Origin of the sequence: Pontibacter oryzae, assembly GCF_003576375.1 — a bacterium.
GTDB lineage: Bacteria > Bacteroidota > Bacteroidia > Cytophagales > Hymenobacteraceae > Pontibacter > Pontibacter oryzae.
Genome location: NZ_QWGE01000002.1, coordinates 450,838 through 467,899 on the forward strand (window position 1 = coordinate 450,838; position 17,062 = coordinate 467,899).

Annotated in this window: 15 protein-coding genes; 11 read left to right on the plus strand and 4 right to left on the minus strand. The window is 47.4% G+C overall.

Annotated elements, in window-relative coordinates; genetic code table 11:
* Nucleotides 1-48 precede the first annotated feature (48 nt).
* Nucleotides 49-654 carry a hypothetical protein gene (locus tag D1627_RS06730; protein ID WP_119431464.1) on the plus strand — a complete coding sequence of 202 codons (606 nt, stop codon included), beginning with the start codon at nt 49-51 and terminating at the stop codon, nt 652-654.
* A gap of 18 nt (nt 655-672) precedes the next feature.
* On the opposite strand, the gene D1627_RS06735 is transcribed toward D1627_RS06730, so the two are convergent.
* Complete coding sequence (locus D1627_RS06735) at nt 673-1,935, minus strand: alkaline phosphatase family protein (RefSeq protein WP_119431465.1); 1,263 nt, start codon at nt 1,933-1,935, stop codon at nt 673-675.
* A gap of 188 nt (nt 1,936-2,123) precedes the next feature.
* Between D1627_RS06735 and D1627_RS06740 the strand changes: the two genes are divergently transcribed.
* The 7 genes from D1627_RS06740 (at nt 2,124) to D1627_RS06765 (ending at nt 9,173) form a co-directional block, all read left to right on the plus strand.
* A complete protein-coding gene (locus D1627_RS06740; protein ID WP_119431466.1) occupies nt 2,124-4,001 on the plus strand; it encodes a M1 family metallopeptidase in 1,878 nt (625 codons plus the stop codon).
* Between the two features lie 139 nt (nt 4,002-4,140).
* Nucleotides 4,141-4,917 carry an MBL fold metallo-hydrolase gene (locus tag D1627_RS18505; protein WP_233555534.1) on the plus strand — a complete coding sequence of 259 codons (777 nt, stop codon included), beginning with the start codon at nt 4,141-4,143 and terminating at the stop codon, nt 4,915-4,917.
* A gap of 12 nt (nt 4,918-4,929) precedes the next feature.
* A complete protein-coding gene (locus tag D1627_RS18510) occupies nt 4,930-5,517 on the plus strand; it encodes an MBL fold metallo-hydrolase RNA specificity domain-containing protein (protein ID WP_262697026.1) in 588 nt (195 codons plus the stop codon).
* 104 nt (nt 5,518-5,621) lie between these two features.
* On the plus strand, nt 5,622-6,347 hold the full coding sequence (locus D1627_RS06750; RefSeq protein ID WP_119431467.1) for a tetratricopeptide repeat protein: 726 nt from the start codon (nt 5,622-5,624) through the stop codon (nt 6,345-6,347).
* 111 nt (nt 6,348-6,458) lie between these two features.
* Complete coding sequence (locus D1627_RS06755) at nt 6,459-7,187, plus strand: tetratricopeptide repeat protein (RefSeq protein ID WP_119431468.1); 729 nt, start codon at nt 6,459-6,461, stop codon at nt 7,185-7,187.
* Between the two features lie 95 nt (nt 7,188-7,282).
* Complete coding sequence (locus D1627_RS06760) at nt 7,283-8,158, plus strand: methylated-DNA--[protein]-cysteine S-methyltransferase (RefSeq protein WP_119431469.1); 876 nt, start codon at nt 7,283-7,285, stop codon at nt 8,156-8,158.
* Between the two features lie 136 nt (nt 8,159-8,294).
* Complete coding sequence (locus D1627_RS06765; protein WP_119431470.1) at nt 8,295-9,173, plus strand: OmpA family protein; 879 nt, start codon at nt 8,295-8,297, stop codon at nt 9,171-9,173.
* Between the two features lie 78 nt (nt 9,174-9,251).
* Here the strand turns inward: D1627_RS06765 and D1627_RS06770 are convergent, their stop codons facing one another.
* Together D1627_RS06770 and D1627_RS06775 are read right to left on the minus strand one after the other, a co-directional pair.
* On the minus strand, nt 9,252-9,725 hold the full coding sequence (locus D1627_RS06770) for a DUF2062 domain-containing protein (protein ID WP_233555536.1): 474 nt from the start codon (nt 9,723-9,725) through the stop codon (nt 9,252-9,254).
* A 67-nt stretch (nt 9,726-9,792) separates the two neighbouring features.
* Nucleotides 9,793-10,014 carry a hypothetical protein gene (locus D1627_RS06775; RefSeq protein WP_147383233.1) on the minus strand — a complete coding sequence of 74 codons (222 nt, stop codon included), beginning with the start codon at nt 10,012-10,014 and terminating at the stop codon, nt 9,793-9,795.
* 117 nt (nt 10,015-10,131) lie between these two features.
* On the opposite strand from D1627_RS06775, the gene D1627_RS06780 reads away from it, so the two are divergent.
* Nucleotides 10,132-12,906: an outer membrane beta-barrel protein gene (locus D1627_RS06780; protein ID WP_119431472.1), complete on the plus strand. Its 2,775-nt coding sequence runs from the start codon at nt 10,132-10,134 to the stop codon at nt 12,904-12,906.
* A 105-nt stretch (nt 12,907-13,011) separates the two neighbouring features.
* Here D1627_RS06780 and D1627_RS06785 read toward each other — a convergent pair whose 3' ends face one another.
* The gene (locus tag D1627_RS06785; protein WP_119431473.1) at nt 13,012-14,121 is read right to left on the minus strand and encodes an AI-2E family transporter; all 1,110 of its coding nucleotides are present in this window, start codon (nt 14,119-14,121) and stop codon (nt 13,012-13,014) included.
* An 88-nt stretch (nt 14,122-14,209) separates the two neighbouring features.
* Between D1627_RS06785 and dbpA the strand changes: the two genes are divergently transcribed.
* Together dbpA and rmuC are read left to right on the plus strand one after the other, a co-directional pair.
* Nucleotides 14,210-15,625 carry an ATP-dependent RNA helicase DbpA gene (dbpA, locus tag D1627_RS06790; RefSeq protein ID WP_233555537.1) on the plus strand — a complete coding sequence of 472 codons (1,416 nt, stop codon included), beginning with the start codon at nt 14,210-14,212 and terminating at the stop codon, nt 15,623-15,625.
* A gap of 75 nt (nt 15,626-15,700) precedes the next feature.
* Nucleotides 15,701-17,044 (plus strand): DNA recombination protein RmuC, encoded by a 1,344-nt coding sequence (rmuC, locus tag D1627_RS06795; protein ID WP_119431475.1) that lies wholly within the window; start codon nt 15,701-15,703, stop codon nt 17,042-17,044.
* Nucleotides 17,045-17,062: the final 18 nt, after the last annotated feature.

Here is a 17,062-nt window from a genome sequence, read left to right on the forward strand (position 1 = left end):
TGCCAAAGTAGTGCAATAACCAATAGTGGATTTAAATGAGCAAGGTCTATGAAAAGATTTACAGTAATTACATGCCTGCTGGCCATAATCAGTTTTACCGCAACAGCACAGATAGAGGAGCAATTTAGGCAGCGAGGGCCGCAAACAACCGCGGCTGTGGCCTACGATGCCGTAAAAAAAGGCAACTGGATTGTTGGCGCTAACATAGCTGACATCGGTTTTAATTTTGATTCAGATTTTTTTACCCTCAATCTTAATCCGCGCTTTGGCTACTTTGTCAGCGATAATGCTGCCTTGGGCGCGGAGCTACAACTTGGGCTGGATATATATAATGGCGGCGAGACTTTTCGGTATGGTGTTACTCCGTTTGCGCGTTACTATTTTCCGGAGGGAGCCGCCCCTACACACCGCTGGTTTGGAGAGGCGCTGGTTGGCATTGGCGGCAGCTCCGAAGAGGACAGCGAGGGCGATAAAGTATTCTCTGGTGTATTCGGGCTGCGGGCAGGCTATGCGCATTTTGTTGCATCAAACGTAGCTCTTGAAGGTATATTGGGTTATACACAAACCAGTTCCGATATATCCGTTGGTAATGGCTCATCAGGGCTTAACCTGGCATTTGGCCTGCAAGTATACCTCCCGGGGCGTAACCAATAAACAGTAGTAAGCGCCTTTTTACTTCAGGATCTGTTTGGCAACGTGATTGTTCCCATCAATCTTATGCGTGTACTTTAACCCGAGTATTTTGGCCACGATAGCGTATACCTGTATGTTTTTAAATGAAGCCACCTCCATACCTTCTTTAAAAGCGGGGCCCCAGGCATAGAATGTTGTATGCATATCTTTCACTACATCCGGGTCGAAACCATGATTGCCAGGTGCTGGCTTACGCTTTGAGAAATTAAAAACGGTAGGAGCATCGGTTAATAAAAGTATGTCTCCCACACGCTTGTAGTCATCATCCTTTTTGCCGTAGTGTAAACGGCGGGGCATGTTTTTGCGGGTATAAACCTTGTACTTGCCGTCTGCTTCTTTCTTCAGCTTACGGTAAGTTGGTTTAATGGCATTTTTATCCTTGGCATGCAATTCCACAATCATTCCATCCCCAGAAACCATAAACTTAGCTGTATCTATGGCTGCTGGCATGGGCAGGTAATTTTGTTGGTCGATATTCGCCATGCCGTGATCTGAAACAAATATGTAGTTTACGGGCAATCCAGTCTTGGCAACGGCATCCGTCAGTTGCTTAATCTGTTTGTCCAGCTGCAGCACGGCTTTCTCGGTTTGGGGCGCGTCTGGGCCGTAAGTATGACCTGCATGATCAACATCAGAAACGTAAAACGTAATGAGGTGCGGCCGCTCTGCCTCAGGTAGTTTCAACCATTCCACCACTGTCTTGATACGCTGCTCTAACGGAATTTTTTCGCTGTAAGTATACCAGTAAGTTGGTCGGATACCCTGTATCGGCGCCTCTGAACCTACCCAGTAATAGCTCGCGGAAAGCATCTTGTTCTGCTCAGCCAGCACCCACAATGGCACGCCGCCATACCAGCTACCGTCCTCTACTTTCTCTCGATCACGGATAGTATAGTGGTCTTTTCGTTGCGGGTCGTAAAAGTAGTTATTTATTAAACCATGCGTGGCCGGGTACATGCCTGTAACCAAAGAATAATGGTTCGGGAAAGTTTTCGATGGAAACGATGGGATCATTGATGCTGCCGCTACACCCTGCGCACGCAAAGCCTGGAGATTTTTAGCCTGAAATTTGTCGGCGTAATCATAGCGGAAACCATCAGCGGAAATCATGATCACATAAGGTTTCTTTAACTGCGAGTCGCTGTTGCGCCGGCCTTGCTCTATATGCTGAAGGCTATCCGGTTGCGCTACCGCAACAGAAGCCAGAAAGAGCGCTAGAAATATTAGTTTGATGCGGATCATGCCGCTAAGTTAATCTGCTTTCTACTAATACCACATACTTATAGTTTATTTAAATGTTAAACCATTGGTTACTGTTTTTAAGCGAGGTATGAGTAGCGGCCAGTAATAGGTTTAGTTTATAAGCCATCTAAGCATGCTGCGCTGCAAATGTATAAAAATGCTAGCTTTGCACTTTAATAAAGCTAGATATGATCATTAGAAAACTTATACTGTCCGGTACACTACTGGCTGTTAGCCTGGGCGGCTTTGCGCAGCAATTGCCAATGCCACGCAATATTGAGCAGGCATATACTAGAGGTACGCGCGCAGAAGACGGGAGGCCAGGAAAGAACTATTGGCAAAACACCGCCGACTACCGCATCAAGGTTGATTACCATCCAAAAACCCGGCTGCTTTCGGGCACAGTAGAGATTTCCTACACAAACAATAGCCCCGATACACTGAAGCAGATATTATTTAAACTGTACCCAAACGTGTATCAGAAAGGAGCAGCGCGTGCCAGCAGCATTTCACCATCAGATGTATCGGAAGGCGTGCAGATTTCTGAATTGCGCATCGATGGCAAAGCGGAAGATATAAACAAGCTGCGCGTGAGCGGCACAAACCTCCCGGTGCCTGTTAAAGGGCTAGCTCCGAATGGTAAAAGTATGATTACGATTAAGTATAGCTATACTTTAAATGAGGGCTCGCATAACCGTACCGGTCAGGTTGATGCCGATGGTGCCGCTTTTATCGCTTATTTCTTTCCGCGCGTGGCTGTTTACGATGACATTGATGGCTGGAACCGCAACCCTTACAACGGCTCGCAGGAATTCTACAACGACTTCAGCAACTTCCATATAGAGATCACGGTACCTAAAGATTACCTTGTTTGGGCAACCGGCGACCTGGTAAATGCCAAAGACGTGCTACAGAAAAAGTATGCAAAGCGCCTAGAGCAGGCCGAAAAGAAAGATGGTATACTTTACGTGATCGATTCCACCGACTTGAAGCAAGGGAACATCACCGCCCAGAAAGCGAGCAACACCTGGGTGTTCGACGCGAAAAACGTAGTTGACTTTGCCTTTGCCACCAGCGACCATTACCTGTGGCAGGCCACCAGCCTGGTGGTAGACCCAAAAACAAAGCGCCGCACCCGCGTGGATGTAACGTATAACCCGACGCATAAAGACTTTGAAGAAGTGGTGCATTTCGGCCGCAAAACCGTGGAAGCCATGAGCTATACATTCCCGAAATGGCCCTTCCCGTACAGCCACATCAGCGTGTTCGATGGCCTGGACCAGATGGAATACCCAATGATGGTAAACGACAACCCACTCGATGACCGCGCCGATGTAATCATGCTGACCGACCACGAGATCTTTCATACTATGTTCCCCTTCTACATGGGCATCAACGAAACTAAGTATGGCTGGATGGACGAAGGCTGGGCAACCATCGGTGAATGGATCGTTACCCCGATTATCGACAAAAGTATAACCGACGACTATGGTGTAGCACCGTATGGGGCTCTAGCCGGAACCGAGGTAGATTTGCCGATCAGCACGCTGACCACGCAGCAGAGCGGAACCAGCATGTTCCTTAACTCCTACCCAAAACCAGCGCTTGGCTATCTGTATGTAAAAGATATGCTGGGCGATGCTCTATTTGAGAAGGCGCTGCACTTTTATATTGAGCAATGGAATGGCAAGCACCCGCAGCCCTTCGATTTTTTTAACGCAATGAATACCGGAGCCGGCCGCAACATGGACTGGTTCTGGCAGCGTTGGTTCTTCGATGGCGGCTACCCGGATTTGGCGATCGCCAAGGTGCAGGAACAGAACGGTGGCTACCAGGTTACCGTGGAGGCGGTTGGCTCTAAGCCAGTGCCTGTCAACCTGATCGTAACTTACACCGATGGTACCACGCAAGAGCTGCACAAGGATGTATCGGTTTGGGAGAAGGGAAATAAAACCACATTGCTTACAGTGAAAGCCGATAAAGCCGTTAAGAAATTTGAATTGCGCGGCACCCACATTCCGGATAGCAACAAGGCAAACAATGTATATGAGGTAAAGCAGCAGTAGCGTACCGGCAAGTATAAAAGCAAGAGCCACACTTAGTTAAATAAGTGTGGCTCTTGCTTTTACAAGTTTTAAGGAGGTCGTTCCACAAGATATGTCCGTATAAAAACATATATGTTTCACACCCTAACCTTCTCCTACAATGGCTGCTTCCTCCTTTCCTGTTACGTTACAATTTTATGGCGGCGCAGGTACTGTTACAGGCTCTAAAATGATGCTGAAAACCAAAAACCACCAGGTGCTCATCGACTGCGGGTTGTTCCAGGGGCTGAAAGAGTTGCGGCTGAAAAATTGGGAAAGTCTTCCGGTCGACTTTACTAAGCTGGACGCAGTTATACTTACGCACGGCCACCTTGACCATTGCGGGTACTTGCCTGTGCTGGTAAAGAATGGTTACAGCGGCCCGATTTATGCCACCCAGCCCACCCGCGATGTAACCGAAATCATACTTCGGGACAGCGCCAAGCTGCAGATGGAGGATGCCGAGCAGGCGAACAAGGGCGGCTACTCGGTGCACCATCCGGCCAAACCACTCTACGACGAGAATGACGTGGATATAACAATGCCCCTATTTGTGCCGCAGGATGAAGGAGAATGGGTTATTATTAACGAGGATTTTAAGTTCTGTTTCCGGAAAAGCGGTCACATGCTTGGCTCTGCCATTATTGAGCTAAAATGCCAGAACCGCATCTTTGTTTTTACGGGTGATCTAGGGCGAAAAAAGCCATTGCTTATGCACCCGCCTGCTTTTATTAAAAAAGCTGACTACCTAATTGTAGAATCCACTTACGGGGACCGCCTGCACGAGGAGCGCTCCCCATATGAACAGTTGCAGGAAGTGGTGCAATATACGTATGATAAGGGCGGCATACTGGTTATTCCGAGTTTTGCTGTGGAGCGTGCACAGGAGCTGCTTTAGTTATTAAACACCCTGCGAGAGAATAAAAGCATCCCACAGATACCCATTTACCTGGATACCCCGATGGGAATTAATGTAACCGAGCTTTACCTCCACCACCGCGGCTGGCACATCCTGACCGACGCCCAGTGCCAAACCATGATGCATGATGTGCACACCATTCGTGAATTTGAACACACGCTGCACGTGCTTGACACAAAAGGACCAAAGATTATCATAGCTGGCAGTGGTATGGTTACGGGCGGCCGCGTACTTTTCTACCTAGAAAAGCTTTTAGGCGACGAGCGGAACACCATACTTCTCTCTGGTTTTCAGGCTCCCGGCACGCGGGGCAGCCTTCTGGCTAGCGGCACCAGCGATGTGAAGATTCATGGCAAATATTACCCAGTAAAGGCCGAGGTACTGCAAATAAACTCGCTTTCGGCTCATGCCGACCAGGCTGATTTATTGTGGTGGATGGGCCATATTAAAAATAAACCGCAGCAAGTCTTTATAAATCACGGAGAGCTTCAGGCAAGTGAGACACTGCGATTAAAAATCAAAGATGCCTTCGGGTGGCCTGTAACCATCGCCGCTATGGGCGAGACCTATGATTTATAGCCATCGGTGTACTTATTTCAATTTTAAGGAAACTTATTGTTACCTCCTACATTGCACTTATCGGCTGGCGTCAGCGTTACCTGTTGGTAACAAGAAGTATAAGTATGAAAAAGTGGATTGTGGTTGTTGGTTTGATGGGAATGATGTTTAGTGCCTGCCAAACGCAAAATGCCTTCACTGAAAATAATAATGAGCCTGCACAGGTCTCCCTGACCATGCGCGATGTGATTCCGGCCATGGCACCCAAAACCCCTGAGGTAAAAGCGCAGCAACAGCAATTTCTTAAAGTCAATGTGAGCAGGTTTAAGAACCGGAAGCTTGCCAGCGATTTTTATGTGCTGCATGGGCAGCGAACTTTTAATGCGAACAAGCTGGACTCCGCTACTATCTTTTTTAACCGCGCCTGGCTCATGGATAGTACCAATGCCGATGTGTTTTGGGGGTACGGCCTAATCTATGGCAAACAGGAAAAGTATGACAGAGCGTTATTTATACTTTACCGGGCCTTGGAAAACGATACGGATAACCCGCGACTGCTCACCGATATAGCCACCACCCACTTGGCCCGCTTTTACCAGCAGAGCACACCTGAGGACCTGAGCCAAAGTAAAAAATTACTGGAGCAGGCAATTGAGCTAGAACCTGAAAACGCTGCTGATACCTATTATAAACTGGCGGTAAACAGCTATTACCTGCGCGACTATGCCGAAGCCTGGACTTATCTGCACCAAAGTATAAAAGAGGATAAATCCAAAGCTGACGAAACGTTTATAGGGGCCTTACTGGAGAAAGAGCGCGACCCCAAAGGGCTTTACACTGCCAGTAAATAGGATCCAAATCCAGTGTTTTTACCCAACGTTATACTTTGTCAGTTACCAGAAAACAATATCTTTGCTGGAATCTATATAGAGAAAAATCGATACATTCCATAAAAACGCTTTATGAAGAAGATAGTTTTAAGCTTGCTGGCTATTGCGTGCAGCCTTTCTTTTAGCATGGCTCAAGAGCAACCGGCAACGCAAAGTATAAAAGTACAGCCTATGTTTGGCGGCAAAAGTAAGTCCGAGGCCGAGCAAAAGCAGGACGAAAAGTTTCTGACAAGCTGCGATAAAAACTTTTCGACAAGGCAAGAGGCCAGCAAGTTTTTTATGGAGCGTGGCTGGGAGTACCTGAATGAAGGGCAGACGGATACAGCCATGTACCGCTTTAACCTGGCCTGGCTGCTTGATCCAGGAAACAAGGATACATACTGGGCTTTCGGTTTAGTTACGGCAGCCAAAGGCGATAACGGGCAAGCCATCGGCCTGTATGACAAAGCCTTGGCAATTGACCCTAAAAACTCGCTGTTGCTTTCTGATATGGCTACCTCATACCTAGCACTTTATAAAGAGAAGAAAAAGAAAAAGACCCTTAAGAAAGCTGCCGGTTACCTGGCCACTGCTACTGCTCAGGACCCTGCCAATGCCTATGCGCTTTATAATACCTCGATGGTTAAGTATTATGAGAAAAAGTATGCCGAAGCTTGGGATTACCTGCACAAGAGCCGCGCCATTAACATGACTCAAATTGACTACGGGTATGTTATGGAGCTTGTGGCTGAGATGCCCGATCCACAGGGCTTCTTTAAACAAACAGCCCCTGAATCTGCCACAGATACAGCACAAAATTAAGTCTCGAATCCCCTGACTCTCCGGTAGGGGATTTTTTTATACTAATTAGCAAGTATCGGATTGTTTGTGTAAACCCTTTTTATGTACTTTGATATATGAGCCATTACCAAACAGTAGCCAAAGCTTTAGCCTATATTAGGGAGCATGCGCTGGAGCAGCCGGAGCTCGAAATTGTTGCTGCGCACGTAAACATGAGCACCTACTATTTTCAGCGTGTTTTTACGGAGTGGGCGGGCGTAAGCCCTAAAAAGTTTTTGCAGTTTTTAACCTTGCAGTATGCTAAAGCGGTGCTTGCGGAAACCACGAGCCTGGCTAAGGCGGCTTGTACTGTCGGGCTGTCCAGCACCAGCCGTTTACACGATCTTTTCCTGCGGATTGAAGGCATCACACCCGGGGAGTTTAAACGGCAAGGCTTAGCGCTGCGATTGTCTTACAGCTTTGGGAACTGTGCTTTTGGTGAGTACCTGGTCGCCTCCACTGAAAGGGGAATCTGCCACTTGCATTTTTACCAAGACGCGCTGGCGGCTTTAGATGAGCTTCAAGCTTCCTGGCCTAATGCTGCGCTAAATGAGCAGGCTGCCGCGATGCACCAACAGGTTGCAGACCTATTGCAAAAAAGAATCAACCCGGAACAATCTAAATTAAGCCTACACCTGAAAGGCACGCCTTTCCAGTTGAAAGTATGGGAAGCGCTGCTGCGAATTCCTGAGGGAAAATTCACGTCTTACGCCACACTGGCGCAGCATATCGGTCAGCCTAACGCGAGCCGGGCCGTGGGTACAGCCATTGGCAGCAACCCGGTTGCTTACCTTATCCCCTGCCACCGCGTCATTAAAAGTGTGGGCGGCATTGGCGAGTACCGCTGGGGCAGTGAACGCAAAATGGCCATGCTTGGGTGGGAAGCAGCTCAGCAACATAACAGTTTCGAGGAAAGCATGCCCTCAAATCTCCCCTTGTTTCAGCAGCTTTAATTGTTCAGCCCTAGCCTGGTTTATACTTTGGCAAGAGCAAAAACTAAATAACAGCGATAATTCTAAAAGAGGCCTGTTAATCTTTCGGTTTTGCTATATTTGTTTTACCCCTTAGTAACTTATAAAGAAAACGAATATGAAAAAACAATTGGTAAGAGCCTCTGTGTTTTTGCTGGCAGGCAGCATGACATTTTCGTCGTGCGTGGTGTCCAAGAAAAAGTATGATGACCTGATGGCACGCAAAAACGCGCTGGAGGTAGATAAAGCCGGCTTGGAGGAAGACAAGGCAACTTTAGAGCAACAGAAAGCGGCTCTTGAGTCTGCTAAAGCTGACCTGGAGCAAGAACGCGCGCAGCTGGAGCAACAAAAACGCGAGTATCAGGAAAACCTGGCTAAAGCTCTCAAGGAAGGGAAAACCCTCGGTGAAAACCTGAATATGAGCAAGTCGCAGATCGAGCGCCTGAACGCTGACCTTAAAGCCCGTGAGCAGCGCCTGGCGGAGCTACAGCGTGTGCTTGATGAAAAAGAGGCAGCTGTAACCAACCTACGTAACCGCGTTAGCAATGCCCTGCTCGGCTTCAACGATAAAGACTTAACGATAAATGTGCGCAACGGCAAAGTATACGTTTCGCTGGCAGAGCAACTTTTATTTAACTCCGGCTCAACCAAAATCGACCCTAAAGGCGTAGATGCGCTTCGTAAACTGGCATCGGTGCTGAAAGAGCAGCAGGATGTAAATGTACTGGTTGAAGGGCATACAGATGATGTTCCGATCGCTAAAGGCACTGTAGGCATGCAAGATAACTGGGACCTAAGCGTGCTTCGCGCCACGGAGATTACGCGCATACTTGCCAACGCCGGTGTTGACCCAACACGCGTAACGCCATCAGGCCGATCAAAGTATGTGCCACTGGATGAGACTAAAACTAAAGAGGCGCGCCAGAAAAACCGCCGAACCGAAATTATCCTGACGCCTAAACTAGACGAGCTGTTCCAGATTTTAGAGACTACCTGATCAGGACAGTAAAAACCATAAACAAAAGAGCCAGGCTGTTGCAGTCTGGCTCTTTTGTTTATGGTTTTATTTTGAGATTTATACTTGCGGTGTAAAGTCGGAATCTAAACTTCCGGTAACCGGGCGCGGCAAGACCTTCCGGAACACGGGTACAAGTATAAAGTATAAGGTGGCTCCTATTGGTGTAGCAAGCGCCGCCCATGTAGCAATTCCTGCCAGGTTAGCCAACCATAGTTTGCTTAGGGCATCCAGCCAATCTGTTTGAAACATAACTTGCATCTCACCCAGGCTGAGCCGAAGTTCTTCCATCCCAAATAAATTAATGCCCAAACGGATGAACGGAATGGCAAGCAAAATCTGCAAGGGTTGCACCAGGTAGCTTACCAGCACAGTGGCTGCGATATTTAACCTAAAGCGCGCGGCAACCGCAGTGCTCAGCAGTGTTGTCACGCCAATGGCCGGAATGGTGCCAATCACGCTGCCTACGGCAACAGTGGCAGAAAGATTTTGAGGCGTCATACCCTGGCGCAACAAATTAGCGACTGGTTGCACAACCCGGCGCTTAAAAAAAACCGATATGACTTGAAGGAGTGACAATGATTAAAAATAAAAGTGCGAGTTATCTGGCTACAAACGCATAAACAGGAGAGCTAAGTATAAGTTCAGCCGGGTTTGAGATGGCAATTGCAGCGGGATTATCATTAATACGCAAAGTATGGCTAAAGTAACCTATGCCGTTCATACGATTATCTAAAAAAGAATTTGGCTTTATTTTATCGCTTTTTTGGCGGGTAGCTCCAGAAGCCAAATGCCTGAGTAGCAAATTTTTATTTCTGATCAATGGGCTTGTTACAGCAAGAGTGCGATAAGTTTGAAAAAATATAATTTATCGCATTAAACTATATTTCATTAGATATGTCAAATGCCTGATATATCCATTTTGACCCTATAGCAAAACATGAAGAGGTTACTTTCAGCACTTATACTGGTAATGGTAGCAGTGCAGGTTTACGCACAAAATGCGGCAGTGTACGGCACTGTACAAAGCAGCAGCGATAATACAGCACTTCCGGGTGCGAATGTGGTGCTTATAAAAGCCACCGATGCATCTAAACTGGCTACAGTTAGCGGCCCCGATGGCAAATTCCGCTTTGAAAGCGTTGGCACCGGCCAGTATACTGTTGAAATCAATTATATCGGATTCGAAAAGTATAACCGTTCCATTCAGGTGCAGGGTACAGCCTTAAACTTGGGCCAGCTCGCGCTGAAAGACGGAAGCACCTCGATAAAAGAAGTTCAGATTATTGGCCGTGCCCCTTTAGGTGAGCAGAAAGGCGATACTACCCAGTTTAACGCGAAGGCTTTTAAGACAGCGCCGGATGCCAGCGCTGAGGAACTTGTCACTAAAATGCCTGGCGTAACCATTCAGGATGGCAAAGTGCAGGCCCAGGGCGAAGACGTGAAGCAGGTGATGATCGATGGCAAGCGCTATACTGGCGAGGATGTTAGCTCAGCGATGCGTAACATCTCTGCGGATATGGTTGAAAGTGTTCAGGTGTTCGATGCCCCTAGCGACCGGGCAGCATTCAGCGGCTTTGACGACGGGAATAGAATAAAGACTCTGAACTTTGTAACCAAACAAAGCAAAAAACAGGGCTATGTAGGTAAGGTTTCTGCTGGCTATGGCACCGACGAGCGGTACATGGTGGGTGCAGCCGTAAACTATTTTAATAACAACCAGCGCATAACGGTAACAGGCCTGACCAACAACATCAACATGTTCGACTTTTCGGTAGGTGAAACTCCCGGAGGTAGCATGAGAGGGCGCCGTGGAGGATTTGGCCGCAGCACCCCGAGTGGCATTACTAAAACTGACAACTTCGGGATAAACTACAACGATATGTGGGGCAAGAAAGTGGAGGTTAGCGCTAACTACAATTATAACCAACGCGAAATTACCAACAACCGCTATACTTTCCGTGACTATGTAAACAACGACACCACGTATGTAGAGAATAGCATAAACCGCAGCAAAGACGATGCCCACCGCTTGAATTTCAGGTTGCAGTACAACATCAACGAGAATAACCGCTTGCTAATTACCCCAAGCATTACACTGCAGCAGAACAACGACCTGACAACACGTTTTGCCAATACCTTTGCCGGAGACAACACCCTCACAACGTCTAACAACTCAACCTCAGCAGATGCAACATCGCTGAGCGTTAACAACAACATCCTCTACTCCCACCGATTCGGCGATTCAGGGCGTATTTTAACGGCTAACTTCAGCACTAGCTATGGCGCTTCTGACAGTGATACATACCAATTGCAGGACACAAGAAACCTGGACAATGAAGAACGAAACGTTAATAAAGATCAATACTTCAAGCAAGATCAGAATAACTTGTCCTGGTCTGGTAACTTAGACTACTCTGAAAAACTGGGTGAGAACTCACGACTGCAACTGGAGTATGGCATTAGCAACCAGATAAACGACGCTGACCGCAGAACTTTTGATTTAATGGAAGACAGTGGAGAGTACACAGGCTTTAACCCGTCGCTGAGCAATACCTTCGAGAGTAATTACCTTTCGCAGAGCATCGGGCCAACATACCAGTACCGCACCGATAAAGTAAGTATGCAGGTTGGCGCGCGTTACCAATATGCCACGCTTGACAGCGAAAGCGAGTTTCCGGTGGCAGACCCTATTAAACGAAACTTCTCAAACATACTTCCTTCAGCGGAGTATGAGTACAAATTCTCTAGATCTAAGAACCTGCGCATCAGCCTGCGTACCAATACCGATGTGCCATCGGTTAGCCAATTGCAGGAAGTGCTGGATATATCAAACCCGCTTCAGCTCAAAACAGGTAACCCAGAGCTAGACCAGGCATACCAGAACAGAATCAATATCCGTTACAGAAACTTTAGCCCGGAAACGAACAGGGTTTTCTTTGCAGGATTGTTTGGTACCATCACCCAGAACTACATCGGTAACAGCGTTTATACTAACGGATTTGTGCCAGTAGATCTGCCAGAAGGCTATGAACTGCAGCCTGGTGCCCGATTCACCCGCCCGGTTAACCTGGATGGTTACTGGAACGTGCGCTCGTTCGTGAACTATGGCCAGCCCCTGAACTTTATCAGCTCCAACTTTAACATGTTCGGTTCTGTAGGCTTCACCAGAATACCAGGCGAGATTAATGGTGTGATCAACTATGCAAACACCACCAACTTTGGTGGTGGCTTAAACATCAGCAGCAACATCAGCGAGAAGGTTGACTTTAACATCTCCACAAATTCGAACTACAATATTGTAAGTAACACAACCTCTGGTAATCCAAATAACAACTACTTTACCCAGAATACTAGCCTGCGCTATAACTGGATAATGTGGAAAGGCCTGGTTTACCGCACAGAGATGAGCCACCAGTATAACTCAGGTTTATCGGAGGGTGTAGACAAAAGCTACCTACTTTGGAACATGAGCATAGGTAAAAAAGTGTTTAAAAACCAGAAAGGCGAGGTTAGCATAAGCGTGAATGACCTGCTAAAACAAAATGTAAGCATAGAGCGGAGCATTTCTTCTGACTATGTGGAAGATGTGCAGTCTACGGTGTTGCAGCGCTTCTTTATGTTAACGTTTAGCTACAACATCAACAAGTTTAAAAGCGGTGCCGCACCTGAGGAGCAAGACCGGCGTGGTGGCTGGGAAGGTCGCCGTAACTAAGGTTTAACCCATCGGACTGTAAAGCCTGAGCTTAGAAATGAGCTCAGGCTTTTTTGTTTAAACCTTGCAGCCATTGGCATTTACTATCAAAACAAGCTCTAAGGTTTAACTCTTGAACTTGCTTCGGAACCAGTCGATTATCTTTTTAGCCGTAAAGGCATGCTCTTCTGTTCCTGCTGTGCCTAACAGAAAAGCAAACGGCGCGAATGGAGGTGTATGGTCGCAATAGACTTTTATCATGCCTAAAAAAGGAACTGCCACAAACATGCCTGGCAAGCCCCAAAGCATACCGCCGACTACAATGCTTAGTATAGTGAACATCGGGTTTATGTTTACGCTGCTGCCTGTAATATTTGGCGTGAGTATGTTGTTTTCTGTAAACTGAATTATCAAAAAGAACACCAACACCAGTAAGGCTTTATGTGGTGAACCCTGAATCATGAATGTGTAAAACAGCGGAATTGCCCCGCCTATAAGCGTACCAAAGTACGGGATAAAGTTCATTATGGCAGAAAGTATACCTAACAGCAACGCATACTCAACACCAATGGCAAGCAGCCCTACGGTATTCAGTGCACAAAGTATAAGAATCACGCTAATAACCCCACCCATGTAATGCCTTGTCACATCTGATACTTGATCAATTATACAGTTGGTTTTGGCGTGTCTTTCAGTAGGCACCACATAAAGTATGAATTTTAAGAATTTGTTGCGGTAATACAGCATCAGAAAGATGTAAACCGGTATCAGGCCGAACTTAGTAATAGTACTTGTTGTGGCAAAGAGCACTGTGCGCAGAAAATTACCGCTGAGCTCAATGGCGCTTGCCAGTTGTGTCCGGAGCCAATGTTCATTTTCGGGTTCGTTCTGACTGAATTCCTCATCAATTGCTTGCTGAAGGCGGTCCAGGTTCAGTAATGCTTTGTTCTGTAGGGCCGGTAGGTCCGTCAGAAAAATCGCTAACTGCTTGTAGAGCAGCAGTAGCAAGCCAACAAATAAAGCCATTGCCGCAATAATTGTGAGAAAGGTAGCCGGGATGCGTGGCAACCCCCATTTCTCAAGCTGCTTTTCAATAGGGTACAAAAGATAGGCAAACAATATCGCCATCGCAATCGGATACAGGAAATCACGCGCTGCTACCAACACATACACAAGCAGTGTCGCGAAAAATAGCAGAAGCGTTAATTGTCTTAGCCTTTCGTAGTGTTTTGCCATACTTACTAATACTCGTTTCAATCCGGTTTGTGTTATGCAGTATCAATCCATTACCATATGTGCAGTTGGCAGAAGCAGGTAAAACCAAATGATTGCAGTACCTTTGTGTTTTACAGACTACTACAAGATGGCTTCATTCGATAACCTGAACCTGCATTCTGCCTTGCTCAAAAGCTTGCAGGAATTAAACTATACTTCTCCTACCCCTATTCAGGAACAAGCCATTCCGCTGTTACTGGCTGGGCATGATGTGGCTGGCCAGGCTGAGACGGGTAGTGGAAAAACCGCTGCTTTTGGCTTGCCGCTGCTACAAAGTATAAACCCGGAACTGCAACAAGTACAGGCTTTGGTTATTGTGCCTACCCGAGAGCTGGCCGTGCAGGTGCGTCAGGAGCTTAAACAGTATGCACGCTATATCCCTAACCTGAAGATAAGCGCATTTTACGGAGGCCATTCATTTCGGATGGAGCAAGACTCGCTGGCACACCCGCCGCAGGTTTTAGTGGGCACCCCCGGCCGCCTAACAGACCACCTGAGCAGAAGAAGCTTAGATTTAAACCGTATTAAACAAATTGTTTTAGATGAGGCAGATAAGCTACTGGAAATGGGCTTTGAGGAGGAGCTTGATAAGCTAATGCGCGCCCTGCCACGCGACAGGCAAACCGTGCTTTTCTCAGCAACCATGGCTGATGACGTCAAGGAACTGATCGAGAACTCATTAACTGATCCTAAATTTGTACAAGCTACTGCCACAGCCCTGCCAGACCGTATTTCATACTTTGGTATGAAGGTACAGGACCCGGAGAAGCCTGAGGCGCTGGTGCGTTTGCTTAAAAGTATAGACGCAGCGGGAACGGTAGTTTTCGTAAACGCGCGTTTAACTACGGAAGAAGTAGCGGCCCAACTGCAACAGCATGGTTTCTCGGCTAAGGCACTGCATGGCAAAATGGAGCAACGCGATCGCGACAAAACCATGACGCTTTTCCGCAACGGCACAACTTCCATACTTGTATCCACGGATCTGGCTGCACGGGGCTTGGATATTGATGTACTGAAGCAGATCGTGCATTTTGAGCTTCCGCAACACGAGGATGCGTATTTGCACCGTAGTGGCAGAACGGGCCGCGCCGGCAAATCGGGTACGGTTTACACGTTACTGAACGCGCGCGAAGTACAAAAGCTTGAATTATGGCCCGATGTGCAGGTCGATACTTGGCTAGAGCCGCATAAACTATCAGCGAAGAAAGAAGCTGTGCAAGCCGCTGTGCCATCTTTTGTAACCCTGCACATTAGCGGAGGACGCAAGGAGAAACTTAGCCCCCGCGATATTGTTGGCGCTCTGATAGCAGAAGTAGGTATGAACGCTTCCGAAATCGGAAAAATAGAGATTCAGGACAGGCATAGTTTCGTGGCCATACCTGAAGAAGTAGCAAACAAAGCGGTATCTAAACTGAACAGTGCCAAAATAAAAGGCAGAAAGTATAAGGTGAGTTTTGTGCGCTAGCACATGGCTATAGCCTGAAAGTATACTTAGCTAATTTGTTTAGCAGCATTTGCTAAAAACTTATACCTTTACCCTATGGAGATCATCATAGGAATTGCGGGTTTTTTAGGAGGCATGGTGCTGGCTTACCTATTGCTCAAGGGTAAGCTAAACAGTTTGCAGCAAATTGCTAACCAGGCTGCTGTAACCCAGGGCGTTTTAGAAGGCCAGGCCAGGCAGCGCACCGCTGAAACCGAGCAGTTAAAGAATCTGCTGAAAGAGGCACAATCCGAAACGCTGGACCTGACCAATGCGCTCACCAAAACCGAAACAGACTACGAGCACTTGAAGTCACGGCTGGTGGAACAAGGCCGTGAACTGGAGCAGTTGCGCGAGAAATTCCTACAGCAATTCCAGAGCATTTCCAATCAGGTGCTTATGACCAACGCCGAGCACTTTAATAAAGCCTCTTCTGAGAACCTGGAGCGCATACTTTCCCCGCTAAAGGAGCGCATTAAGGAGTTTGAAATAAAGGTGGAGCAAACGTATGAGAAAAGCCTCAAGGACAGCATTTCCCTGAAAGAGCAGATCACCCAACTTGCCTCCCTGAACCAGCAAATGAGCCAGGATGCCGTAAACCTGACTAAAGCCTTGAAAGGCGAAAGCAAAACCCAGGGAAACTGGGGTGAATACCTGTTAGAGAGCCTGCTGGAGAAATCCGGGTTGCGAAAAGGCGTGCATTACGAGCGCGAGGAAGTGCGCCAGAACGAAGATAGCAAAGTATACCGCCCTGACGTGATTGTGCGCCTGCCCGAAGGTAAGCACCTGATCATCGACTCAAAAATGTCGTTGGTGGCATACGAGGCCTATTGCAGCTGCGAGGACGAGAACCAGCAGGAAGTATACTTGCGCAGCCACATCAACTCCGTCCGCACACACTTCACTGATTTGGGGCGCAAGAGCTACCACCGCTTGAACGGCATCAACTCTCCGGATTTCGTGCTGATGTACATCCCGATAGAGCCCGCTTTTAACCTGGCCGTTCAGCACGACTATGATTTATTTACCGATGCCTTTGACAGAAACATTGTTTTAGTTACCACCTCTACCCTACTAGCCACGCTGCGTACGGTGGCAGGTGTGTGGCGCCAGGAAGACCAAAAGCGAAACGTTATCAAGATTGCGGAGGAAAGCGGCAAGCTCTATGATAAGTTTGTTGGCTTCGTGGACGACCTTAAGACAGTAGGAAAGCACCTGGAGAACAGCCAAAGCTCTTACAATGCGGCCATGAACAAACTGACTGAAGGACGCGGTAACCTGATTCGCCGGGTGGAGATTCTTCGCGAGTTAGGCGCTAAAACCAGCAAGACCATTGATGATAACCTGTTGCAGGAGGCGCAGCTAACTGAAAGTATAGAAGATGATCATTCTGATGTTTAAATTATTTCTAAGCTGATC